Source organism: Sphingobacterium sp. UBA2480, assembly GCF_002341965.1.
GTDB classification, from domain to species: Bacteria; Bacteroidota; Bacteroidia; order Sphingobacteriales; family Sphingobacteriaceae; genus Sphingobacterium; species Sphingobacterium multivorum.
On sequence record NZ_DDPA01000003.1, the window covers coordinates 182190 to 204907 of the forward strand.

At 39.9% G+C, this 22718-nt stretch carries 21 protein-coding genes; 7 read left to right on the forward strand and 14 right to left on the reverse strand.

The features are described 5' to 3' along the window. The 3 genes from B3600_RS06640 to B3600_RS06650 form a co-directional block, all read right to left on the reverse strand. A complete protein-coding gene (locus B3600_RS06640; protein WP_070564999.1) occupies positions 1 to 408 on the reverse strand; it encodes an acyl-CoA thioesterase in 408 nt (135 codons plus the stop codon). After that, on the reverse strand, positions 408 to 1448 hold the full coding sequence (mltG, locus tag B3600_RS06645) for an endolytic transglycosylase MltG (RefSeq protein ID WP_112373644.1): 1041 nt from the start codon (positions 1446 to 1448) through the stop codon (positions 408 to 410). The genes B3600_RS06640 and mltG overlap by 1 nt, the downstream gene beginning before the upstream one ends. Before the next feature lie 194 nt (positions 1449 to 1642). After that, positions 1643 to 2629, reverse strand: a complete 987-nt coding sequence (locus B3600_RS06650) for a PASTA domain-containing protein (protein WP_070565008.1) — start codon at positions 2627 to 2629, stop codon at positions 1643 to 1645. Between the two features lie 147 nt (positions 2630 to 2776). On the opposite strand from B3600_RS06650, the gene B3600_RS06655 reads away from it, so the two are divergent. After that, a complete protein-coding gene (locus B3600_RS06655; protein WP_286752458.1) occupies positions 2777 to 3784 on the forward strand; it encodes a D-alanine--D-alanine ligase family protein in 1008 nt (335 codons plus the stop codon). 207 nt (positions 3785 to 3991) lie between these two features. Here B3600_RS06655 and B3600_RS06660 read toward each other — a convergent pair whose 3' ends face one another. From B3600_RS06660 to B3600_RS06670, 3 genes are all read right to left on the reverse strand, one after another. After that, positions 3992 to 5200: a serine hydrolase gene (locus tag B3600_RS06660; RefSeq protein WP_286752459.1), complete on the reverse strand. Its 1209-nt coding sequence runs from the start codon at positions 5198 to 5200 to the stop codon at positions 3992 to 3994. Positions 5201 to 5367: 167 nt separating this feature from the next. Next, on the reverse strand, positions 5368 to 5862 hold the full coding sequence (locus B3600_RS06665) for a dihydrofolate reductase (protein ID WP_115049706.1): 495 nt from the start codon (positions 5860 to 5862) through the stop codon (positions 5368 to 5370). 61 nt (positions 5863 to 5923) lie between these two features. After that, positions 5924 to 6745 (reverse strand): thymidylate synthase, encoded by an 822-nt coding sequence (locus tag B3600_RS06670; protein WP_070565019.1) that lies wholly within the window; start codon positions 6743 to 6745, stop codon positions 5924 to 5926. 266 nt (positions 6746 to 7011) lie between these two features. Between B3600_RS06670 and mtaB the strand changes: the two genes are divergently transcribed. Next, the gene (gene mtaB / locus B3600_RS06675; protein ID WP_112373639.1) at positions 7012 to 8334 is read left to right on the forward strand and encodes a tRNA (N(6)-L-threonylcarbamoyladenosine(37)-C(2))-methylthiotransferase MtaB; all 1323 of its coding nucleotides are present in this window, start codon (positions 7012 to 7014) and stop codon (positions 8332 to 8334) included. 174 nt (positions 8335 to 8508) lie between these two features. Here mtaB and B3600_RS06680 read toward each other — a convergent pair whose 3' ends face one another. Next, the gene (locus B3600_RS06680; protein WP_112373638.1) at positions 8509 to 9405 is read right to left on the reverse strand and encodes an EamA family transporter; all 897 of its coding nucleotides are present in this window, start codon (positions 9403 to 9405) and stop codon (positions 8509 to 8511) included. A 175-nt stretch (positions 9406 to 9580) separates the two neighbouring features. Here B3600_RS06680 and B3600_RS06685 point away from each other — a divergent pair, with 175 nt between their 5' ends. The 3 genes from B3600_RS06685 to B3600_RS06695 all read left to right on the forward strand — a co-directional run bounded on the left by B3600_RS06685 (position 9581) and on the right by B3600_RS06695 (position 12653). Continuing rightward, positions 9581 to 10153, forward strand: a complete 573-nt coding sequence (locus tag B3600_RS06685; RefSeq protein WP_046673998.1) for a C40 family peptidase — start codon at positions 9581 to 9583, stop codon at positions 10151 to 10153. A 91-nt stretch (positions 10154 to 10244) separates the two neighbouring features. Continuing rightward, positions 10245 to 10748 (forward strand): hypothetical protein, encoded by a 504-nt coding sequence (locus B3600_RS06690; RefSeq protein WP_286752460.1) that lies wholly within the window; start codon positions 10245 to 10247, stop codon positions 10746 to 10748. 345 nt (positions 10749 to 11093) lie between these two features. Further along, positions 11094 to 12653 carry a calcineurin-like phosphoesterase family protein gene (locus B3600_RS06695; protein WP_286752461.1) on the forward strand — a complete coding sequence of 520 codons (1560 nt, stop codon included), beginning with the start codon at positions 11094 to 11096 and terminating at the stop codon, positions 12651 to 12653. Positions 12654 to 13072: 419 nt separating this feature from the next. On the opposite strand, the gene B3600_RS06700 is transcribed toward B3600_RS06695, so the two are convergent. The 5 genes from B3600_RS06700 to B3600_RS06720 form a co-directional block, all read right to left on the reverse strand. Next, a complete protein-coding gene (locus B3600_RS06700) occupies positions 13073 to 14398 on the reverse strand; it encodes a mechanosensitive ion channel family protein (protein ID WP_286752462.1) in 1326 nt (441 codons plus the stop codon). Positions 14399 to 14437: 39 nt separating this feature from the next. Further along, positions 14438 to 15808, reverse strand: coding sequence for a nucleoside permease (locus B3600_RS06705; protein ID WP_070565037.1), 1371 nt, complete (start codon positions 15806 to 15808; stop codon positions 14438 to 14440). 45 nt (positions 15809 to 15853) lie between these two features. Then, on the reverse strand, positions 15854 to 16480 hold the full coding sequence (locus tag B3600_RS06710; protein ID WP_046674002.1) for a bifunctional nuclease domain-containing protein: 627 nt from the start codon (positions 16478 to 16480) through the stop codon (positions 15854 to 15856). Positions 16481 to 16595: 115 nt separating this feature from the next. Further along, positions 16596 to 17570: an electron transfer flavoprotein subunit alpha/FixB family protein gene (locus B3600_RS06715; RefSeq protein WP_286752463.1), complete on the reverse strand. Its 975-nt coding sequence runs from the start codon at positions 17568 to 17570 to the stop codon at positions 16596 to 16598. Between the two features lie 20 nt (positions 17571 to 17590). Further along, positions 17591 to 18328 (reverse strand): electron transfer flavoprotein subunit beta/FixA family protein, encoded by a 738-nt coding sequence (locus B3600_RS06720; protein ID WP_286752464.1) that lies wholly within the window; start codon positions 18326 to 18328, stop codon positions 17591 to 17593. Positions 18329 to 18729: 401 nt separating this feature from the next. On the opposite strand from B3600_RS06720, the gene B3600_RS06725 reads away from it, so the two are divergent. Further along, positions 18730 to 19062 carry a tetratricopeptide repeat protein gene (locus B3600_RS06725; RefSeq protein ID WP_046674005.1) on the forward strand — a complete coding sequence of 111 codons (333 nt, stop codon included), beginning with the start codon at positions 18730 to 18732 and terminating at the stop codon, positions 19060 to 19062. Between the two features lie 84 nt (positions 19063 to 19146). Then, on the forward strand, positions 19147 to 19566 hold the full coding sequence (locus tag B3600_RS06730; RefSeq protein WP_286752465.1) for a copper resistance protein NlpE: 420 nt from the start codon (positions 19147 to 19149) through the stop codon (positions 19564 to 19566). Between the two features lie 172 nt (positions 19567 to 19738). Here B3600_RS06730 and B3600_RS06735 read toward each other — a convergent pair whose 3' ends face one another. Next, positions 19739 to 20875 (reverse strand): cysteine desulfurase family protein, encoded by a 1137-nt coding sequence (locus tag B3600_RS06735; RefSeq protein ID WP_286752466.1) that lies wholly within the window; start codon positions 20873 to 20875, stop codon positions 19739 to 19741. Between the two features lie 208 nt (positions 20876 to 21083). Next, a complete protein-coding gene (lnt, locus tag B3600_RS06740) occupies positions 21084 to 22709 on the reverse strand; it encodes an apolipoprotein N-acyltransferase (RefSeq protein WP_286752467.1) in 1626 nt (541 codons plus the stop codon). Positions 22710 to 22718 lie beyond the last annotated feature (9 nt).

Here is a 22718-nt window from a genome sequence, read left to right on the forward strand (position 1 = left end):
TCAATTAAAATAGTTACTCATCTTATCCAAGAAAACCTGTGGCGGCATACAAGGTCTATTTTTTTCCATGTTGACAAAGACCAAAGTTGTCTCGCCCTGGTTGAGTAGTTCTCCGCTTTCATTGAACAGTTCATATTCAAAAATAATACGGACGGCAGGTTTCTGGCGGATTGTTACCCGTATCGTGATCAAATCATCGTATTTGCCCGGTTTTAGGTATTTTGTTTTCATCTCCGTAACGGGGAGCATGACCCCCATTTCTTCCAGCTCCTTATACGATATCCCCGTGCTCCGCAGCATTTCAGTCCGCGCTATTTCGTAAAATGCAGCATAATTTCCATAATAAACATACCCCATTTGGTCTGTTTCTGCATAGCGGACACGAATCTGATGGTCAAATACAAACATTATTTTTTAATATTTCTGGCGTCCAATGCCTGTTGAAATTTACGTGCATTGATCAAATGCTCAGCCTCTGTTTTTGCAAAATTATGATAGCCCGAAAAATCATCTTTAGCACACATGTAAATATAATCATGTTGCTTAAAGTTTAAGACCGCATCAATTGCAGCAATACTTGGAATTGAAATAGGACCTGGAGGCAAGCCCCTATAGATGTAAGTATTGTAAGGATTGTCTGTTCTAAGGTGCTTATTCAATACCCTTCTAATGGTAAAGTCGTTGTTGGCAAAGATCACGGTAGGATCAGCTTGCAATAACATGCCTTTTTTGAGGCGGTTTAAATATAATCCGGCGATCATGGGCATTTCATCCTGGTGTAAGGCTTCACCTTTGACAATAGAAGCCAATGTACTGACTTGTTGCGGTGTCAGGTTAAGTGCTTTTGCTTTTGCAGTGCGATCTGCATTCCAAAACTTTTTCCATTCATCATCAAAACGAGCAATTACTTTTTCGGGATTGGTGTTCCAATAAATTTCGTAGGTATTGGGGATAAATATAGCAATCAGATTTTCTTTTGTAAATCCATATTTCTGTGCTGTAGCCTCATCATTTAGTACCGCGATAAATTCTGCAGAATCTGCCTCAAAACTTTTACCAAGGAGTGCGGCCATATTCTCTTTCAGTCGCACATTGGAAAATCTGAATTTTACAGGTTCTTGGTAGCCACCAATCAAATTGCCAACTAAGCGTCTATTGTTCATACCAGGGTTTAACAGATAACGTCCGGGTTTTACACTTTGCTCATATTTTTTATATTGTGCGGCACGCTCAAAGGAAGCGATGTCATCCACAAGATTTGAATCCTTGATTGATTTCAATACATCTTCATATTTTTCGCCCTCGTGTATGTACAGGTATTTTTTCTCTCCCGATACATTGGAAGCATAAAATGCTTTATAAAATGTCCAAGCAAAATAACCTCCGACAACGATAACGATCAGGGCAATGATTTTTAACCAACTTGGTATTCCTTTTTTATTTTCCATGCTAAAATTTTTTATTCATTTGTTGTTCGCTATTAAGGGCATTCATAAAGCCTTTAGCGGTCAATGGTTGATGAAATCGCCCAGATATGGATCGGTTTCATCTTTATATTTTATACAATTCCTGAATCTGCAACAAACGCTAATCCATCATAATGGAGATTATGCCATGCAGCTTCATTTTTAAGTCAATACACTTAAAAGCCAAGACTATTCCCTTTACTTTCTTTTTCTTTTTTCTGCCCTGCAGTTGGATTTGTTGTTGTCGATTTAGCTGCTGGCGTATTTGTTGTGGTACTTTTCGCTGGAGCAACGGGCTTAGACTGAACCGGAGCTTTTGCTGCTGGCGGAGTAACCTGTGTTTGGTTTGCCTGTGGTTTAGGAGTTGGCGTACCTCCAGCTGGAGCACCTGTAGTTGTTGTTGGTGCCGTCAATGAGAGCGTTATGTCTATTTTAGCCCCTAAGCTGGTTAAGCCTTTTTCTATTCCTGGTGATTGTACACTGATTACTGCGGTGGCTGTATCCGTTACATTGGGATCATAAGTCACTGTGCCTAGGCCTAGACCAGCTCCAGATAGGGCAAACTTCGCTTCGTTTAATGGAAGACCAATTAAGTTGGGTATTTCCACTTCATTAGCACCGAGTCCATTTCCCAAAACTAGATCTATACGTGAACCCTTAGGAATCATGCGCCCGTTACGGATTGATTGTCCAGCAAATTGAGCATCCAATACGATGTCCCTAGCGATATCGGCGACATAAGAAGTGTCTCCGATTCTAAGGTTATGGTTTTTCAAAATAGCCGTTGCTTCGATCAATGTTTTATCCTTTATATTCGGAAAGGCAACTTCAGGTGCAACTTGTGTGATAATGGTCAAATAAATAGTCCGCCCCGATTTTACATGAAATCCTTGTTCGGGATCCTGCTCGATGACCATTCCTGGTTTGGCGTCCATCTGGTAGACGGAGTCAATTTGATATTCCAGCCCCGCGTCTTCCAGCGCCTGGATGGCAGCACTGATATGAAGGCCTTTCACTTTAGGAACGGCTATAGATTCATCATGTTTGGTATATATTTTCAGTCCAACATAAACGAAAAGGAATAGACATACTATCGCGATAAAAGCGGCAATAAGATTTTTCCTAAAAGTAGGGGTCTGAAGATATTGTACGACTTTGGACATTTCTCTGTTTTGATAAAAATTAATTCTGCATAGAACCGCAATATTAAAGCCAAGTTTGCAGAATGATTAAATAAAATTATTCCTCACAAAATTATTCGTTTTTCCGTGTATAGCAAATTATATTTGCTATTCGAATCGCTAAAATTTATGAAAGCAAAAATAGCATTAATAACTGGAGGTTATACAGGAGAAGCTGAAGTTTCTTTTAAAAGTTCTGCCTTTGTCAATTCTCAACTTGATCACGACAAATACGATATATATTTGATTACAGTGACCAAAGAAGCATGGTACTATGAAGATTTGGACGGTAAGCGGCATCCGATTTCAAAAGCAGATTTTACACTTCCATTGAACGGAGATACCTTAAGCTTTGACTTAGCATTTATTATGGTGCATGGTGTGCCCGGAGAAGATGGAAGACTTCAGAGCTATTTTGATTTATTAGATATTCCATATACCTCATGTGATGCCTTGACTTCGGCATTGACTATGAATAAAGGGTATACAAAAGCGATCTTATCGGATATTCCCGAGTTGCATTTGGCAAAATCGGTCTTATTGTTTGAATCGCAACGCCCTGAAGCGGTTAAAATCGTCGAAAGCAATCTTTCGCTGCCGTATTTTGTGAAACCTAATGCCGGTGGAAGTAGTATCGGAATGACCAAAGTAAAGGAATCGGCACAACTGCAGGAAGCGATTGATAAAGCTTTTGATGCAGAGAATACCGGGAAACAGGTTATTGTTGAAGAATTTGTGACTGGACGCGAATTTTCCGAGGGAATTTTTAGGAATTCAAAAGGCGAACTCGTTGTTTTGCCGGCTACCGAAGTTCGTACTACACGTGAATTTTTTGATTATGAAGCCAAGTATGTACCTGGATTGACCGAAGAGATTACACCAGCATACCTGACTACGGAAGAGCAGGAGCGCGCTGCACGTATTTTAAGGGAAATTTATGTGAGATTGAACTGTAAGGGTATGGTTCGGGTGGACTTCTTTTTAGAAAACGATACCGATAAATTTTATTTTATCGAAATTAATACCATTCCGGGGCAGACTCCACAAAGCTTTATTCCGCAGCAGGTACGGGCTTTTGGAATGAAGGAGGGGGATTTTTACGGGGAGTTGATCGAAACGGCTCTACAATCGAAATAGTTTTGTTCTATCTCAGTAAGACTTGAGGCAGGGACTATATGGCTGGAGCGCGGATAAGCATACATTCCGATGATGATATACTGCATTTCCCAGCCACAGCCCGCTGATCATTCGCATAAGCAGCCTTCTAGCCAAGGGGGATAAAAATACGCCACGATGACGATGCGCAAAAAAGGCTTTCAATTTTCTGAGAGCCTTTTTTGTGTTTTATTTTCTGAAATCAAATTTCGATAGATCGGGTTTAAACTTTTTAACTCTTTTCAGCTCCTCCTGATAAATTACCTGGCCGATATTTTTTAAAAAAGGATAGGTTACTGTTTCATATTCATAGCGTCCATCGTTGTAGATGCCATTTTCATTGGACTGTACAACAACGGCGAGCATAAATTCCACGCCATGTTCAAAGTCGACGATATAGGCATTATCAATATTATAGCCATAGGAATCTCCATACTTGTTGAAGATCCGGATGTTGGGATTTAAGATCGCATTTTTTTCACGGCCATAAAAAAGGAGCTTGCTATACGTTGGCCAGAATTCTGCTGGATCATATTTTGGAAAATCCGATTCAAAGGGGTAGCGCGACATATAATCATAGAGGAGCGCGTAGTCATCTTTTTTCAGATTGAATCTTTCTTGAGGCTGAAATGCTTCGGGAAATAACAGCTTCTTCAATATCAGCTGTTGATCTTGCAAAGCGTATACATTTAATCCTTCAAAACTCCAGGGTTCATGAACAAGTTCATCTTTATCGTTCATGTAACCTTTCCCCTGAAGCGTATTGGACAGCTTGATGGTATAATCCTTGGGATCGAACTGTGCTTCTTGTTTATAGATAATATCCTTCCCCTTATAAAAGGTGACGGGGTTAGTATGTTTGGCCCATATGCCTTTGTCGCCAATAGCAAGACGGTTGACAATGCGGCTGTAATTAGTGCCGTATTTTTTTAGTTTCGCATTCAGTTCTGCACGGCCAATAAATTCGAAAAGCCTGTTTTGGGCATCGTTGTCGCTGGTTAATAAGATCTTTTTAACATATTGAGCAACAGATGGAAGGCCATTGGCTGCGGATTCGTCCACAAGAACCTTAGTCTGCTTTTCAAAAGCAGAATCGATGCGTAGTGGGGTATCTTTGCTGAGACCGGCAATATGCAGGTCATTGATTTTTTCCAAAGCCAGAATTGCTGTCGGCAACTTCACTGTACTTGCGGGATAAAAATACCAGTTCGGATTCAGTCGATAGCTATAGGACCTGAAATGTGGCTTATTGGATTTGTCACGATCAATCTGTGTATACAGAATTTGTACTTCATTTTTCGTCGGATGACTTAATATGTTTTGAAATAGATCGGGATGACTTTGGAGTAATTTTTCCAGGTAAACAGTATCTATCTTCTGAGCGTATAGATCTGACATGAATAGAGTAAGAATTAGGGTGAGGTATTTTTGCATGTGCTTTAGATCAAAGTGTCGCGCCTGTTTAGTCTTGTCGATTAAGCTCTTCTATAGCTTTTAATGGTGATAGGATCATGAAGCAAAAAGCTCCATGATCCTATTGCGTTTTGCTAGTCGTAAACATGGAATTATTTTCGCGTATAAACTTCAAAGGTATAAGCAAATGCATGTTTGTCATCGGCCTGATGCGAATCTGAGGAAACTAATTCCCATTCTTCTGACGGTAATTCAGGAAAGAAAGCGTCACCTTTGATAGTTGTATGTACGCGCGTCAGAAGCACTTTATTTGCCAAGGGTAACGCTTGCTGATAAATGTTTGCGCCACCAATGATGAATACCTCACGTTCATCCCGGCAATACAAGAGTGCCTCTTGGATGCTGTTGGCAACATCAATGTCTTCTCCCTGGAAATTCGCATTACGTGTAATGACAATATTCCTTCTGTCTGGTAATGCTTTGCCTATGGCCTCAAAAGTCTTTCTGCCCATTAGGACAGAGTGCTCAACGGTATTTCTCTTAAAATATTTAAAGTCGTTGGGTAAATGCCAAGGCATCTGATTGTCGATTCCGATGGCATTGTTTTCCGACGCAGCTACGATTAATGTGATCGTTGGGTTGCTCATTTTTGATATAAGGTGATTATTCGTTCGCTAAAATATATTACAAAATCAGGTACCTTCCTTGTTAAACGGCCACCGGAGCTTTGATATGTGGATGGGATTCGTAGTTTAACAATTCAAAATCTTCAAACTTAAAATCAAAGATATCTTTTACTTCAGGGTTTATTTTCATCTGGGGTAGCGCTTTTGGCTCGCGGCTCAATTGGAGCTCCGTTTGCTCGAAGTGATTACTGTAGATATGTGCATCGCCAAGGGTGTGGATAAACTCTGCGGCTTCCATGTCGCAAACCTGTGCGACCATCATCGTCAATAAAGCATAAGAGGCAATGTTGAAAGGAACGCCCAAGAATATATCGGCACTACGTTGATAGAGTTGACAGGACAATTGCGGCTTTAAGATACCTTTTTCAGGTTGTGCCGGAGCGACATAAAACTGAAAAAAGGCATGACAAGGAGGTAATGCCATATGCTCTATTTCGGCAACATTCCATGCCGATACAATAATACGGCGTGAATCCGGTGAATTTTTTAGCTGGTTGATAACCTGTGTGATCTGATCGATATGACGGCCATCGGGTGTTGGCCAGGAGCGCCATTGTGATCCGTATACAGGGCCTAAATTTCCTTGTTCGTCAGCCCACTCGTCCCAAATGCTTACGCCATTTTCTTTGAGATACTGAATATTAGTTTCACCTTTAAGAAACCAGATCAATTCATGGATAATGGATCGCAGGTGTAATTTCTTCGTCGTTACCAAAGGGAAACCTTCCTGAAGGTTGAAACGCATCTGATATCCAAAGACACTTTTGGTACCTGTGCCCGTACGATCTGTCTTTACAACACCATTCGTATATACATGTCTGAGTAAATCTAAATATTGTTTCATCTGTAAAAAGTAATTATTAAATACCAAATATCAATGCTATAATCGAACTGGACAGAACGAATAGCACTATTTTATGTGTCTGATTCTCAATCGGGGAATATTTGAATACATCATGTCCGGCTCTAATTTAGTTTGTCCGTAATAAGCCGCCGGTGCATTCAACCTTTCAAGATAGTCAAAACTAAGGAAAATCCTTATAACGAGAAAGTCAAAACTTAAAATGATAAGAGGGGTTACTGAAAAAAAATGTAATTTTGCAAAATATTATGGAGAATAAAAAAGTAGCTTTTTATACACTTGGATGTAAACTGAATTATTCGGAGACATCATCCATTGGTCGTTTATTTAAAGATGCGGGCTATGATACCACAGCGTTCAATAGCCGTGCAGACGTTTATGTAATCAATACATGTTCGGTAACGGATAATGCTGACAAGAAGTGTAGAAAAGTAGTGAAGGAAGCTTTAAAGCACTCTCCCAACGCCTATATTACGATTGTTGGCTGTTATGCGCAGCTAAAACCAAAAGAGATTGCAGAGATTCCCGGAGTGGACATGGTCTTAGGTGCAGCTGAAAAGTTTAATATTATTGAGCATATCAATGATTTGACGAAACAGGAAAAAACGATCGTTTATAATGGTCCAATCGATGAGACCAATCAATTTGTCTCGGCTTATTCGATTGGCGATCGTACGCGTACGTTCCTAAAAGTACAGGACGGCTGCGATTATTCATGTACATTTTGTACGATTCCTTTGGCACGTGGCGGAAGTCGCTCGGGCAAGATCGAAGATATTGTGCGTCAAGCAGAAGAAATTGCAGCTTCAGGCGTCAAAGAAATCGTTTTAACAGGTGTAAACATTGGCGATTTTGGCATTCGGGATGGTAAGCGCGAAGACCGGTTCTTGGATTTGGTACAAGCACTGGATGAAGTCGAAGGAATTGATAGAATCCGTATTTCCTCGATAGAACCCAATCTTCTTTCCAATGATATTATTGAGTTTGTGGCCCAATCAAAACGTTTTGTTCCACATTTCCATATGCCATTGCAGTCTGGAAGCAATAAAATTCTGGGTTTAATGCGCAGAAGGTACAAAAGAGAGCTTTACACAGAGCGCGTCGCTTTTATCAAGTCATTGATGCCTAATTGCTGTATCGGTGTTGACGTTATTGTCGGATTTCCGGGAGAAACACGTGAAGACTTTATCGATACATACAATTTCTTGAATGATTTGGATATTTCTTACCTGCATGTCTTTACCTATTCAGAAAGGGAGAATACGATTGCTGCTCAAATGGACGGTGCTGTACCGGGAGCTCAACGCAGCGACCGTAGCAAAATGTTGCACATCCTTTCGGAGAAGAAGCGCCGTGCGTTTTATGAGTCACAGCTTGGTGAGACTGGTGATGTTTTGTTTGAAGCAGACGAAAAAGATGGTTATATGCATGGTTTTTCTAAAAACTATGTCAAAGTACGGACCTTATACGATCCATTATTGGTGAATGAGGTTGTGCCGGTTAAATTTATTGAAGTAACGGATTCCTGTGAAGTGGAAGTAGAAGAAATTCCGGAGACACTGACACATTAACCTTTTTAAGATTTATAACATACAAAGGTTTAACATATAAAAAAGGCAATCTTCTCTAATAAGATTGCCTTTTTTCGTTAACGGGAATTCCATAATTTCCCTATTGATTGCAGCACACAGTTGTGTTCCTGATCAAATTGACTGCAGTACTCCGACCGGAAGTGGATCGGTCGCCTAATGCGTACTGCTCTTTGCTGCATTTAACCAGATGACGGTACCCAAGATCAAAAGTACCCCGAGCCATTGTATCGTGGATACACTTTCATGAAGTATAAAAAACGACATACAGGTGGCTACGGGTAGCTCCGCCGAACTTAATATTCCGCCTAAGGAGAAGCCCGTTTTCGGTAGGCCATAGGCAAATAATAAAGGCGGGATGACCGTGCCAAATAGCGAGAGGATCAAGCCGAAATAGAGGAAGTTACCATCAAATTGACCATTCCATAAATAAGCAGGTGGAAACAAGGTGAAGACCAGTATACAGGCCCCCGTTACCATAATAGCGCTTTTTTGAATGGGGTGATAGTCATTGCCGACACGACCGTTGACGATCATGAAGACCGAATAGGCGGTCGCTGCTAAAAGACCAAATAAGACACCTGTTAGGTTGAGGTGTTGCAAGCCTTTTTCAAGAAGTCCAGTCGCTAATAATGTTGCAATGAGTACAATGCCGATACCAATCAGGTTGTTTTTTGAAGGTTTTGCCTTGAAAAAGATAAATTCGATTACCACACCGATCCAGATATACTGCATGAGCAGTACGATGGCCAACGAAGCCGGGACGAGCTGTACACATTTGTAATAGAGAATGCTCACCAAACCGGTCGAAGTACCACTGATTAATATCTTGATCCATGAAGATTTTTTGCTTGAAGAGTGAAATGACTTTGCCGAAAAGAGTTTGATGATGATATAGATAAGCCAAAGGATAAGCATGCCAAACAATACCTGAATTCCCGTTACCTCTCCTAAATTCAACCCTTTACCATAGGCTTTTTTAACAAACGTTGATAGTATCCCAAAACTACTCGCACCTAAAAAGACAGCTAATGCACCTTTTAATTTTTCCATTCTCAAATAAATTAGGCGTCAAAGTTACGATTTCTGAACAATTCTTTTTCTTATCTGACGTTCTTATCAAGAAAAGCAATCTCCGGGGGCAAGCAAATTTATTGGATATCAACAGCAATTTAATTAAGTTTGTCATGCAAGTAAGTTTGTTAAGCAAGAACGTAAATCGAACAGCATGGGTGTCAGATCTTATTTTATCTTCTTTTTAGGTGCAGTTCTATTTTTGAGCAGTTGTTCAACGAAGAAAAAGGTACTTAGCTCCAAAACACATTCTTCCAATGGTTCGGTTTTGACAGATGCGAGCTCAGCGCGTGGAAAAACTTTTTCGGGATCCAAACTTGACAATTATGCAGACTTGCTCAATGTGAGTACCAAAAAACTAAATCCGCATCTTTATTCTTTTATTGACGATTGGATGGGGATACCGCATCGTATGGGTGGACAGACCAAATCGGGGGTAGATTGCTCGGGATTTGTTAATCTGCTCTATATTGAAGTATACAAAGGGAATTTGCCGCGGACTTCGCGTGACATGGAAGGAATAGTAAAGAGAAAAAAGGTCGATAAACTTGAAGAAGGAGATCTCGTGTTTTTTTCTTTCGGACGAAATGGAATAGATCATGTTGGTGTATACCTGCATAATAATAAGTTCGTTCATGTTTCGACACGGAAAGGTGTTATTATCTCTGATCTTTCCGACAGTTGGTATGCGAAGACCTTTGTTGACGCGGGCTCTCCCAATATCTAGACGCGTGAATTTCATGTAGGTTTTATGTCATATCTTGATATAAACTTTTATACCCTGTATAAATCCTTATTTTTGTCAAAATTTTATAGAAATGACAATCAAGAGTAAGAAGATTTTTTTGGGCCTTTGTATTATTGTGCCGTTTTTGATGTATTGTGTTTATTACTACAGTAATATGATCAAAAATGCCCCTTTTCGTTTTGCCGATTTTGAATCCATTGAATTCAAATATGGCGAGCCGAACCACATGGTCAACGAATACAATTCAAAAACACGTATCTATAAATATTTAGACAAAAAAGATTCTCTAATTACCGATACTGTAAAATTTACAAAAGACGATTTATTATACCTGCATCGCAAAGCAATGGAGCTCGGCTTTTGGAACTTGGATACCGATATGACCGGTCCTGAATGGCAGCAGGATTCAACAAATTCTAAAGTCCCACGCTTTTATTTAGAGTTCACCTATAAAGATAAGTCCAAGCATATCACTTTGGATGCAGATTTTGCAGGCAACCCTCGGATGCACGATGCGGCAAAATCAATGATCGATGAAGTCAACCGCATGTTGGCAACTGCGCAAGCCAGATAGTTAAGAAATAGGCCCTAAGGGTAAAGAGAGAAATCAAGTCATTGGTTTCTCTTTTTTTGTGCCGAATATCCGTCTGAAAACAAAGGATGGAAGAAGGATTTAACCGGCCAACAACATATATGTTAATGGGGATTTTATAGGGACTTAATAGGGACCTGATAGGGACCTCATTCGGATGAATACGTATAAAACACGGATAAGGTCCCTATAACCATACTGCCAAATATGGATTAATTAATACAAGAGTATTAAATGGCTTCCTTTGTTTTTTTGATAAATTCTTTATATTCTCTTTATACTCCGTTAACCTGAATCGAATACTTTAGCGCCAAAACAAAATTTCATATGAAAGCATTTTTGGCACTAGCAATTTCCTGGGCATGCGTAAACGCTGTGCAGGCGCAAGATTTTGCAAAAGGAAAAGTTTATCTGGACGTAAACAAGAACGGAAAATTAGATAAAAACGAACAAGGCATTGCGTCTGTTTCTGTTAGTAACGGGCGTGAAGTGACAACGACTGATAAAGATGGTAATTACCAATTGCCCGTTGGAAATGACAACATCATTTTTGTGGTTAAACCAACAGGCTATGCTTTGCCCTTGGATGAAAATAACCACCCAAAATTCTATTATATCCATAAGGTAAACGGTAGTCCAGTTTCAAAATACCCTGCTGTTGCTGCTACAGGAAAAATCCCTGCTGCTGTAAATTTTGCAATGTATCAACAAGATGAGGATCCTAATTTTTCAGCTTTCGTTTTTGGGGATCCACAGGCTTACACGGAGGAAGAACTGGCCTATTTCAAAAATGGTGTGATCAATGAAATTTCCGATAAGACAATTGCGAAATTCGGAATAAGCTTAGGCGACTTGGTGGGAGACGATCTTTCACTTCAGCCAAAATATAAATCGGTGATTTCCACGATGGGCTTACCATGGTATAATGTCATGGGAAACCACGATATGAACTATGATGCTAAAGTGGATAGCCTCTCCGATGAATCGTTCGAGCGGACGTTTGGCCCCAATAATTATGCGCTCAACTATGGAAATACGCATTTTATCATTCTTGATAATATCATTTATCCGAATCCACGGACAGGTAAAGGTTATTTAGGCGGATTCCGTAAAGATCAGCTTGATTTTGTGGAAAATGACTTAAAAAACGTTGCTAAAGATAAATTGATTGTGTTGACATTTCATATTCCTTTATACCATCAAAACTCGGATGTCTTTCGTAACGAAGATAGACAACGTCTGTTCGATATTTTGGCTCCATTTAAGCATACCTTGTCTTTATCCGCGCATACACACTTTCAGCGGCAATATTTTTATGGACAAAACGAAGGATGGAAACAAGAAAAGCCACATCATGAATATAATGTGGGTACAACCTCGGGCGACTGGTATTCGGGCGAGTTGAATGAAAAGGGAATTCCTGTTTCTACAATGCGGGACGGTACACCAAAAGGGTATGCCATCTTAAAAATCGAGGGTAACCAATACAGTTTTGATTATAAGGTTGTCGGTAAGCCAGCAACGTATCAGATCGATTTATATGGCGCATCGGTCGTTCCAGAAAAATACACAAAGAGATATCCGATATACGCTAATTTTTTCATTGGAAAGGAAGGTGACAAGGTAACGTATAGAATCAATCAGGGCGAATGGAAGGAAATGGATTTTGTCAATGAAAACGATCCGGCATTCCTAAATTCTCTTGCTAAATACGATACAGCAACTGAATTAAAGAATACGCGTAGACCTTCGAACCCCGAAAAATCCAGTCATCTGTGGACAGCTAATTTGCCCAAACTTAAAGCTGGTAAATATCAGATTGAGGTTCAGGCGGTTGATCTTTTCAATAGAGTACACCTGGCAACAAAGACTATTGAGGTGAGATAAATAACCATTTGTAGAGTTGTTTTAAGTTTAAAGATAGCTTAAGATGCACTTAACATAACGATCCTATATTTGTGTAGAGTAATTTTTGATTCATAAAGAGTTAGGGTTAATGTGTAGATCTGTTGTGAAACACGTCTGAAAATTTAGTTTGTTTTTAAAGTGAAGGTAATCTCCCCAGATTACCTTTCACTGTTTTAGACCTTTTAGGCTATCTTACGATACCAGCATTTAACTGCTTCTCGGCTGGCCTGTTCTTACAGTTCATTTGATTTATGCAGACAAGGTTTTGCCTGGTAATTCGTTTGGTATGAACCTTAGCAATATATGAACACATAGTTCGCTGAACACTTGGTTCGACAGCGATATTTTCTTCTGAAAGTGTCTGACGTTATTGTCCAGAAAGAACATTCCGTTCGCTTTTATTGTTGTTGGTCTGCGAAGTCATGAAGGCTTTTAAGCCGGATAGCACGCCGAAAATCATCCGATGCCGGATTTTCAAAGATCTCCAGGTCGAAGTATTTTGTGGCGGCAAATAGGTGGTCGAATACATCCGAAACAATTCCTTCGTAATATTCCCAGCGGATATCGTTTACAAAGAAATAAAGTTCGACTGGAACACCGTGTTCGGTTGAAGCAAGCTGACGTACCATTAGGGGCATGGTCTTGTGGATATTGGGGTTTTGACGCAAATAGGTGAGAGTGTACGCTCTGAACATCCCTAAATTGGTCATTTTGCGACCGTTTATGGGGCTTGATTGATCTATCTGCTGTTCGATGTTGAATTGGTCAATTGTCCTGGCACGCTCTTCGATATAAGGCCGCAGGATCTGTATATTTTTGAGCCTTTCGATTTCTTCATTTTCTAAAAATCGAATCGTGGAAATTTTGATATTTATGGCCCGTTTTAAGCGCCTACCTCCCGACTGCTGCATGCCCCTGTAATTTTTGAACGAATCCGACAATAACGTATGTGTTGGTATCGTCGTAATGGTCTTATCAAAGTTCTGTACTTTTACATTATTGAGATTAATTTCTTTGACCGTTCCATCGGCGCCATATTTGGGCATCTCTATCCAATCTCCGACACGGATGGAGTCATTGGCCGAAACTTGTATACTGGCAACAAATCCCAGTATAGTGTCTTTGAATACCAACATCAGGATTGCGGATGCGGCACCCAAGGATAATAAGAAGGACCAGGGAGATTTTCCTGTCAATATCGAAAAGCAGATCGTTCCACCGATAAATAATAATATAATCTGACAGACCTGTAAATAACTCTCCAGGGGTTTGTCGGCAAAAGATTTTTTCATGCGCAGCATATCCCGCAAACTTTTCAGGAGCGAATGAATAATCAATAAACTGACGACAGTCGTCGCTATGTCAAGTACTTTATTGCTGTTTTCTTTCCAGGTTGGAAAACCCATGAAGATAATGGGCATGATGTATTGTGCCACTAAGATCGGAACAAAATGAGCAACAAGTTTCAGTGTTTTATTACGGATCAACAGATCATCAAAGCGGTTTGTACTACGTCTGATGGCTTTGATTGTTAACAGGAGTAATGTTCTTTTGGTGAAATAGTCAATGACAATCAAAAACAAGACAACCAGTAAGAGTAAAAGGATCGAGTTAACAAAATGACTCCACTGATTATCAAGGCCAAATTGTTTAATCCATTGAAATGTCCAATTATAGATGTGGGATTGAGAGTCTTTGAATAATTCCGTTGCTGTGCTTTGCATGTTACAAATATACAAAAAGCCGCAATTAGCGGCTTTTTGTTATTTTGAATTGAGCGGTTCACGCTCGTGTTTATGTCTGAAGAAGACCGCAAAAAGGACTGCTATAATCAAGGTGTAGATGGCAAAAGCTAGCCAGATGTCATGCCAGTCTTTTAGCATGAGGTTACCACTTAACATGCCGTCAGGTAAGATTGAGATACTCTTTTCCTGCAGAAAATGTAGAAAATGGGTGTTGTCGATTGTTGTATCTAAATATTGTGCGAGATCTTTGCTGTTTTGAAAACTTTTGGTAAAGTAGTGGTCAATGATCCAACCCGATGCAAAACTGCCTACAACGGCACCAAAACCATTTGTCATCATCATAAACAAACCTTGTGCCGAGCTGCGTATGCTTGATGTTGTCGAAGTTTCGACAAATAAGGAACCTGAGATATTAAAGAAGTCAAATGCCATACCATAGACGATACAGGATAATACAATCATCCAAAGTCCGCCTGCAGGGTCACCAAAGGAGAATAATCCAAAACGTAATACCCAGGCTAACATCGAAATCAGCATGACCTTTTTTATACCGAATCTTTTGAGAAAAAATGGAATAGCCAAAATAAATAGTGTCTCGGATATCTGGGAAATCGACATAATGATAGTCGAATATTTCACAACGAAAGATTCTGCAAATTTAGGATAGAATTTAAATTCATCCAAGAATACATCACCGTAGGCATTGGTCAGTTGGAGTGCGGCCCCCAAGAACATCGAAAAAATAAAAAATAAAGCCATTTTATAATTTCCGAAAAGTTTAAATGCCTCTAAGCCTAATAGTTGTGTCCAGGAAGCATCTTCCTGTTGTAACTTTTTTGGTGGACATTTAGGTAGCGTAAAAGCATAGAGACTTAAAGCCAGCGCTGCGGTTCCGGCGATATAAAATTGATAAGCTGTAGCCTTGTTGCCGGTTAAATTGGTGATCCACATGGCGACGATAAAGCCTATCGTTCCGAATACCCGGATAGGGGGGAATGCCTTGACCAAATCGTAGTTATTTTCATTCAATGCCGTATATGCAATGGAGTTGGATAGGGCCAAAGTGGGCATATAAAAACACATCGCCGCTAGCATTGCATAAAAAAAAGTGTTTGGATCATTTACCTGCGGTAAATAGAATAAAACACCCGCATAACATAAGTGAAGGATAAAATATAATCTTTCGGCATTTATCCAACGATCGGCGATAATTCCCATCAGGGTAGGCATAAATAAAGAAGCGATCCCCATGGTTGCGAAAATAGCTCCAAATTGTGTACCATCCCATTGTTTTGTGCCAAACCAATAGTTTGCTATTGTAATCAACCATGCTCCCCAGACAAAGAACTGAAAGAAGCTCATAATGGTCAATCTTAATTTAATAGACATAAATCGATGTTATTTAAAATTTTTATTTCGCTTTAATGAAAGGAGTTATTTTCTTTTGGAAATCTCATCCCTAATCAAGGCAGCCTGCTCGTAGTTTTCTTCGGTCAATGCCTGATTAAGTGCTTGCTCCAGTTGCTCATCTGTCAACGAGGAGAAAGGATTTTGTGGGGATTTTGAAGGTGTTTTTTCTTCGACCTCAACAACACTTGGATCCTGAACTTTGTTGGATTTGTCCAGGTTTTCCAAAAATGCAAACTCATGTCCTTCAATGATAATTCCAGCAGAGGACATAATAAATTCGTAGGCATAGATCGGAGCTTCAAACCGTACAGCCAGTGCAACTGCATCGGATGTGCGGGCATCAATCTCTACAATCTTGTTGCCGTCGGAACAGATAATTTTAGCATAAAATATCCCTTCAATCAAATTATAGATCAGTACTTCAATGAGTTTAATACCAAAAGAATCTGCAAAAGATTGAAATAGGTCGTGTGTGAGCGGACGACTAGGAATCATTTTCTCTATCCGAATAGCAATAGCTTGAGCCTCATGGCTGCCGATGATGATGGGCAATCTTCTGTTGCCCTCCACTTCTCCCAATACAAGAGCATAAGCGCCAGATTGTGTTTGACTATAGGATAAACCAACGATATCTAATCTGATTTTCTTCATTTTAATTCCAAAGCGGTCTACAAACTTAGATAAATTTGCTTTTATATGCAATTATAACAACTAAAAACTCCCCATTCATTTTGGATAAATGGGGAGAATATATCGGATGAAAGCTTTAAATACCTTTGTAAGCCTTCAATGCCTGCGTTAATTTCGGAACGACGTCGAAGGCATCGCCTACAATTCCATAGTCGGCCACCTTGAAAAAGGGCGCTTCTGGATCTTTATTGATGACAACGATTGTTTTGGATGAGCTTACTCCAGCCAGATGCTGGATTGCTCCGGAGATACCGATTGCGATATAGAGATTGGGACTCACTACAATACCTGTCTGGCCTACGTGCTCCGAATGCGGGCGCCAGCCAGCATCGGATACGGGTTTTGAACAGGCTGTAGCCGCGCCAAGCACATCGGCGAGTTCTTCAATTATCCCCCAGTTTTCAGGTCCTTTTAGACCACGGCCGGCAGAGACGACGATTTCAGCTTCCGGTAGGGATATTTTGTCTGTTGCACGAACAATCTCTTTGACCATAGTTGTAAAATCTGTTTGGTCAATATTCGGAGCAAAAGTTTCGACATTTGCGCTATCACCGGTCTCTTTTGTTTCATATGCATTTGGACTAAGTGCGATGACTTTTATATCCGAGGTTAGTTCGAGCGTAGCGAAAGCCTTATTGGAGAATGCTGTTTTTTTGACAGTCAGTTTGTCGCCATTAATGGTCGGCAATTCGAGTGCGCCATCGGCCAGACCAGCCTCCAATTTGGCTGCAATACGTGGAGCGAGTCCCTTACCTGAGAATGAGTTGGACAGCACAAGTATTTTTGAACCGGTACTTTTTACGGCTTCAGCAATGATGCTTGCATACGCTTGGTTTACAAAAGAAGCAAGTTGTTCATTATTGACATTTAATACTTTGGAAGCACCGTACTTGCCCAAACCAGCAAGTTCGTCTTCAGCGACATTTCCGATTGAAATAGCCACAAGATCAGTCTGTATGTTGTCGGCGATGGATTTTGCATAAGAAACAACTTCAAAAGCTGATTTTTTGAATTTTCCATCAGTATTTTCTACATATACGAGTATAGACATAGTGTTTTAGCGTTTAAAGATTAAAAAACTTTAGCTTCGTCGTGAAGAAGAGAAACTAATTTTTCTACCTCGGCAGCGTCAACAAGTTTGACCGTACCCCGTGGAGCAGGCGTCTCATAGCTGACAATGTGTTCAAGAACGTCTATTGCGGAAGGTTCCAGCACATCCAATGGTTTGGTCCGTGCGCTCATAATACCACGCATATTCGGTATTTTGGGTTCGGCAACACCTTCGGCAGTGCCAATGACGATGGGTAGCTTTGCTGTCAATACTTCTTTTCCACCTTCAATCTCGCGCTCAACTGTGACTGCGTCGCCCGCAATGTCAACTTTTTTGGCAATGGAAACAGAAGGGATATGCAGCAGTTCTCCTACGATTGCTCCCACTTGAGCACCGTTATAGTCGATTGATTCGCGGCCGGTTAAGATCAAATCAAATGCATTGTCTTTGGCATATTGTGCTATCTGATTCGCAACAAACCAAGCATCGCGCGGAACGGCGTTAATCCGTACAGCATTGTCTGCACCAATTGCCAATGCTTTTCGAATGGTTGCATCAGTCGATGCATCGCCCACATTGATGACAGTTACGGTTCCTTTTCCACCTTCGGCCAACTCAACTGCTTTGGATAAAGCAATTTCATCATAAGGGTTTATAATGAATTGTACACCAGCTGTATTAAATGCAGTGTTGTCATTTGTAAAAGTGATTTTGGATGTAGTGTCAGGGACATTACTTATACAAACTAATATTTTCATATACGATTGGTTTTACTCAAACTTACCATATTTTCTTTCAATTAAAAAGTGCTAAGGCGTTTTAAATGCTGTTAAAAAGTCGTCTTGTGATTTTGATGAATTTGTAATTTTACCAGTTTTTTTCTTTTATTTTTTTTGATGTGATATAATATTGAGGTGTTTTGTTGTCTTTTTTGTAATTTTTTATTTTAAATAGCCGGTTCTTGACAATAGATTTATTACGTCAGTAAATTGTCATTTTATATGCTAGCATAGTAATTTCATAAAGCATCACAGCTCATTCGGGGTTCCTGTTTATAAAAACCTTTCGTGTGATATGGAGAGACGGGGAATTGTTTTAGTGGATATACAATTAAATTGCATATAATATGCAATTTGTCTAAGTTTGAAATAAAAAAGATATGTCGACACGATTGGATCAACTGAATGAATTTTTGAAAGAGAGCCCTGAAGATCCATTTTTAAAATATGCGATTGCAGCTGAATATCTCAAGCAGGAAGATGAACAAGAGGCCATGGTAAGATTTGAGAATTTAGTACATACAAATCCAGATTATGTAGGAACGTATTATCATTTGGGTAAATTGTACGAAAAATTGAATAGACAGGAGTCCGCGATTAATACCTATAGATCCGGGATTGAGATCGCTCGCAAGACGCGTAATTTCCATGCTTTGGGCGAGTTACAAGGTGCATTGTCATTCTTGACAGACGATGATGAAGATGATTTTTAATCTTTTCTAAATTTTTGGTATTTAATTTGTTATGAATTTATTGGTGTAACTGTTAGATGCTGATTTTTTTGAATTTGGAATGAGATGAAAAGGTATATTTGGATTGTGGGTTTGTTATTGACAATTGGAATGGTGGGATGTGATAATCCCAAACAAAGTGTTGCGGTCTATAAAGATAATTTACAAGACCTAAAAGGTAGGGATAAGGCGGAAGTAGTGATTGGTGAATATAGAGGTGTCATGCCTTGTGCGGATTGTGATGGTATAGAAACGCTTATTTCATTGCGCGCAGACAACACCTACCAATATTCATCTAAATACCTTAATAAAAGTGATGATGTGTTTATGCGTGAAGGGAAATGGAAATTGGATGGCAACATCATTACATTGGACGGCGTCGATTATAAGTTCAAATTAGGAAATCGGATACTCAGCCAGCTGGATCTTTCCGGAAATGATATTACGGGTGATATTTCCAAATATTATGTCTTGACAAAAAATTGATATATAGCCTAAGGGCTATATTAACACATAAAAAAGCCGAAAGTATACTTTCGGCTTTTTATGTTTTTGGATGTATAGCTGTTTTTCGGCTATTGAATAAGTTCCTTCTTGCTGCAAGCCTGATAATTTATTTTTCACTTGCGGGGCATGCCTGACGCTTTACCTATAAATGTTATTTGTTCTTTGTACAAAGTTCTTTCAAGGTTGCTACCACAAAATCGACTTCTTCCTTTGTATTATGCTTGCAGAATGAAAAACGAACCGAAGGACGCTCCGAGCTTGATTTGATTGCACCCAATACATGCGATCCGATGTCTGTTCCTGAGCTGCAGGCACTGCCACCAGAACAAGAGATCCCTGCAATATCCAGGTTGAATAAAAGCATGTCAGCAAGGTCACTACATGGGAAAGAAACATTCAGTACGGTATACAGTGATTTTTCTGGTTCAATAACACCATTAAAATCAATTTCGGGGATTGCTTTTTGCAACTCGTCGATCATATAAGATTTGAGTCCTTGAATATAAGCGCGGTGTTCTTCCATGTGCTCATAGGCAAGTTCCAAAGCTTTGGCAAGACCCGCTATTCCATAGACATTTTCTGTTCCGCCACGCATGTTACGTTCTTGTGCTCCACCGTAGATCAATGGTTTAATTTTGTTGTTGGCGTTAATATAAAGAAAACCAACTCCTTTCGGGCCATGGAATTTATGGGCAGCTCCGGTTATAAAATCTATTTTCAGACTGCCAAGATCATGTGGGTAATGACCCATGGTCTGTACAGTATCCGAATGGAATATCGCATTATACTTTTGGCATAACTCGGCGATGCGTTGAATATCGTTGAGATTTCCGATCTCATTATTGGCATGCATAATGGAAACAAAAGTACGCGGATTGGTACTTAAAAGTTCTTCCAGCTGGTTGAGATTTAAATTACCTTTCTGGTCAACTTCCAATAAATCAAGGTGTACCTTACCAGCTTTCTCCAACTCCTCTAACGTATGCAATACCGCATGGTGCTCAATAGGTGAGGTGATGGCATGGGTTATTCCAAAGTCGGCGATTGACCGAACGATGGCCATATTGTCCGCCTCGGTTCCGCCCGATGTGAAGAAGATCTCTGCTGGAGATACATGAAGTAGATTGGCAATCGTTTTACGTGCTTTTTCTACAATTGTTTTTACTTGTCGTCCGTGACTATGGATAGAAGATGGATTTCCAAAGTTATTGTCCATCACATCGACCATTACTTTTATTACTTCAGGATCTAAGGCTGTAGTCGCTGCATTATCAAAATATACTTGCATGCTGCAAAATTACAAATCTCTCAAGTAAATTAGAGGTATTAAATGACTTATTTTTATCATTTTATTTTCCTAATTGTAGCTGACAGTGCTGGCGTAGCGGGTCTCATCAGAATTAGGCTCTTTTGCCTGGAAAGGAATAAGATGAGTATTTTTCCGTTCTGATGAAAAAAATAGCGCCAATCTATTACTTCAGTTTGGCGCTACTTTTCTATTTTGACAAGTTCTTTTTTGGTCTGACCACGATGAGTATCACAATTCCTCCTAGTGCGAGCGCCAAACCCAAATAGGCAGCGATATCACCTGCTTGCGTGTAGAACGTAATTTCTTCATTTAAATTAATTTCCTGATTTAGGGCCGCAGGCTGCCACCATTTAGTCTGTTGTACAATATCACCACGTTGATTGATAAAGCCTGAAATCCCTGTATTTGCCGATCGGGCAACCCAGCGCCTGTTTTCAATCGCACGCAGTTTTGCATACTGTAAATGCTGGTCTTTACCGGAAGTATTGCCCCACCAGCCATCATTAGTGATAATAGCAATAAACTGAGCGCCTTTTTTGACGTATTTGGAAACATAATTGCCCCAGATGGATTCATAGCAGATAACGGGTGCGGCACCAATACCGCTCTGGGCATAGAATACCGAAGGTTCAGCCTGTTTTCCGTAGCCACCCGTCGTACCACCGAATGCTTTAAATAGAGGTTTCAGGAAGTTCATCGCTGCTCCAAAAGGCATTTGCTCTACGCCCGGAACGAGTTTGGACTTATGGTAAAACTGAAGTTTGGAGGAATAATCGATCAATGTTGCGGCATTGAAATTATCCTGATATACATTAGGAGCTATTTCACGCGCAGTAGGTGTTTTTGCATAGTTGTACAGCTGATAACTTTCAATACCTGAAAGTACATTGCCATTTTTATATTGATCTAAAAATTTTAAAATGCGCTGGTAAGAATAAGTTTCCCTAAAGTTTTCCTCATCAAAATCGCCGTTCTGTGAAAGCGCAGTTTCAGGCCAGATAAAAAACTCTGTATTGGGTTTGGCGACCGAATTTGATAAAGAGAATAAGGTATTTAATTGTTCTTCAGGACTTAAATTGAATTTAATATAAGGGTCAATATTCGGTTGTACAACGACAATCTGTGCCGGATTCTGATGTTCTTCGTAGTTGAAGTAACGTATCAGCGAGTAGGTGCTGGGAACTAACAATACTACAGCCAAAGAAGCAATCGGGACAATCTTATGTTTGATCGGATAAAGTCCTTTTCGATTGAGGTAAAGTGTAAATACTAAGATATTGACCAGCCAGACCCATATTGTTCCGCCATAAACCCCTGTGATGTCATACCATTGGATCAATTGATGGAAATTGGCGAAACCATTACCCAAAGTCATCCAGGGGAAGGCTAAATCCCAGGATTCGTGTAGAAATTCATAGCTTATCCAGAATCCCATTAATCCGAAAAGGGATAACAGGATGTTCGTTTTACGTCGTAATTGCCCATAAAGCCTGAAAGCTAGCGCCATTAAAGCGGCGCCAAGGCAAAAAGGGATCAGACTGATGATAACAGCTGCAAAAGGCGGCATAACTGCCGAAATGGAGTTGTATACCCAATAAATAGAGGCCGTATTCCAGACAACTGCGGTGAGTCCTGCAGTAAGAAATATGTTGAGGCCTTTCTTTTTGAATGTTTCACTCCGGATAATATTTTCCACTGCAATGAGTAGTGGAACAAACCCAATAAATAACAATGGACTGGAATAGGGGATTGGAGGCCAGCCCAACCACAATAAAAAGGCACTTAAAAGTGCCAGTAAATAGTTGTTTTTCACTATATATTT

Bases quoted from the DNA above. Each gene is read 5' to 3' on its own strand.
- B3600_RS06725 (WP_046674005.1), top strand. From the start codon at position 18,730: ATGTCGACACGATTGGATCAACTGAATGAATTTTTGAAAGAGAGCCCT.
- B3600_RS06640 (WP_070564999.1), bottom strand. From the start codon at position 408: ATGTTTGTATTTGACCATCAGATTCGTGTCCGCTATGCAGAAACAGAC.
- B3600_RS06705 (WP_070565037.1), bottom strand. From the start codon at position 15,808: ATGTCTATTAAATTAAGATTGACCATTATGAGCTTCTTTCAGTTCTTT.
- B3600_RS06735 (WP_286752466.1), bottom strand. From the start codon at position 20,875: ATGCAAGTATATTTTGATAATGCAGCGACTACAGCCTTAGATCCTGAA.
- B3600_RS06670 (WP_070565019.1), bottom strand. From the start codon at position 6,745: ATGAAACAATATTTAGATTTACTCAGACATGTATATACGAATGGTGTT.
- B3600_RS06730 (WP_286752465.1), top strand. From the start codon at position 19,147: ATGAAAAGGTATATTTGGATTGTGGGTTTGTTATTGACAATTGGAATG.
- B3600_RS06720 (WP_286752464.1), bottom strand. From the start codon at position 18,328: ATGAAAATATTAGTTTGTATAAGTAATGTCCCTGACACTACATCCAAA.
- B3600_RS06715 (WP_286752463.1), bottom strand. From the start codon at position 17,570: ATGTCTATACTCGTATATGTAGAAAATACTGATGGAAAATTCAAAAAA.
- B3600_RS06655 (WP_286752458.1), top strand. From the start codon at position 2,777: ATGAAAGCAAAAATAGCATTAATAACTGGAGGTTATACAGGAGAAGCT.
- B3600_RS06660 (WP_286752459.1), bottom strand. From the start codon at position 5,200: ATGTCAGATCTATACGCTCAGAAGATAGATACTGTTTACCTGGAAAAA.
- mltG (WP_112373644.1), bottom strand. From the start codon at position 1,448: ATGGAAAATAAAAAAGGAATACCAAGTTGGTTAAAAATCATTGCCCTG.
- B3600_RS06700 (WP_286752462.1), bottom strand. From the start codon at position 14,398: ATGCAAAGCACAGCAACGGAATTATTCAAAGACTCTCAATCCCACATC.
- B3600_RS06695 (WP_286752461.1), top strand. From the start codon at position 11,094: ATGAAAGCATTTTTGGCACTAGCAATTTCCTGGGCATGCGTAAACGCT.
- B3600_RS06680 (WP_112373638.1), bottom strand. From the start codon at position 9,405: ATGGAAAAATTAAAAGGTGCATTAGCTGTCTTTTTAGGTGCGAGTAGT.
- B3600_RS06710 (WP_046674002.1), bottom strand. From the start codon at position 16,480: ATGAAGAAAATCAGATTAGATATCGTTGGTTTATCCTATAGTCAAACA.
- B3600_RS06690 (WP_286752460.1), top strand. From the start codon at position 10,245: ATGACAATCAAGAGTAAGAAGATTTTTTTGGGCCTTTGTATTATTGTG.
- B3600_RS06650 (WP_070565008.1), bottom strand. From the start codon at position 2,629: ATGTCCAAAGTCGTACAATATCTTCAGACCCCTACTTTTAGGAAAAAT.
- mtaB (WP_112373639.1), top strand. From the start codon at position 7,012: ATGGAGAATAAAAAAGTAGCTTTTTATACACTTGGATGTAAACTGAAT.
- B3600_RS06665 (WP_115049706.1), bottom strand. From the start codon at position 5,862: ATGAGCAACCCAACGATCACATTAATCGTAGCTGCGTCGGAAAACAAT.
- B3600_RS06685 (WP_046673998.1), top strand. From the start codon at position 9,581: ATGGGTGTCAGATCTTATTTTATCTTCTTTTTAGGTGCAGTTCTATTT.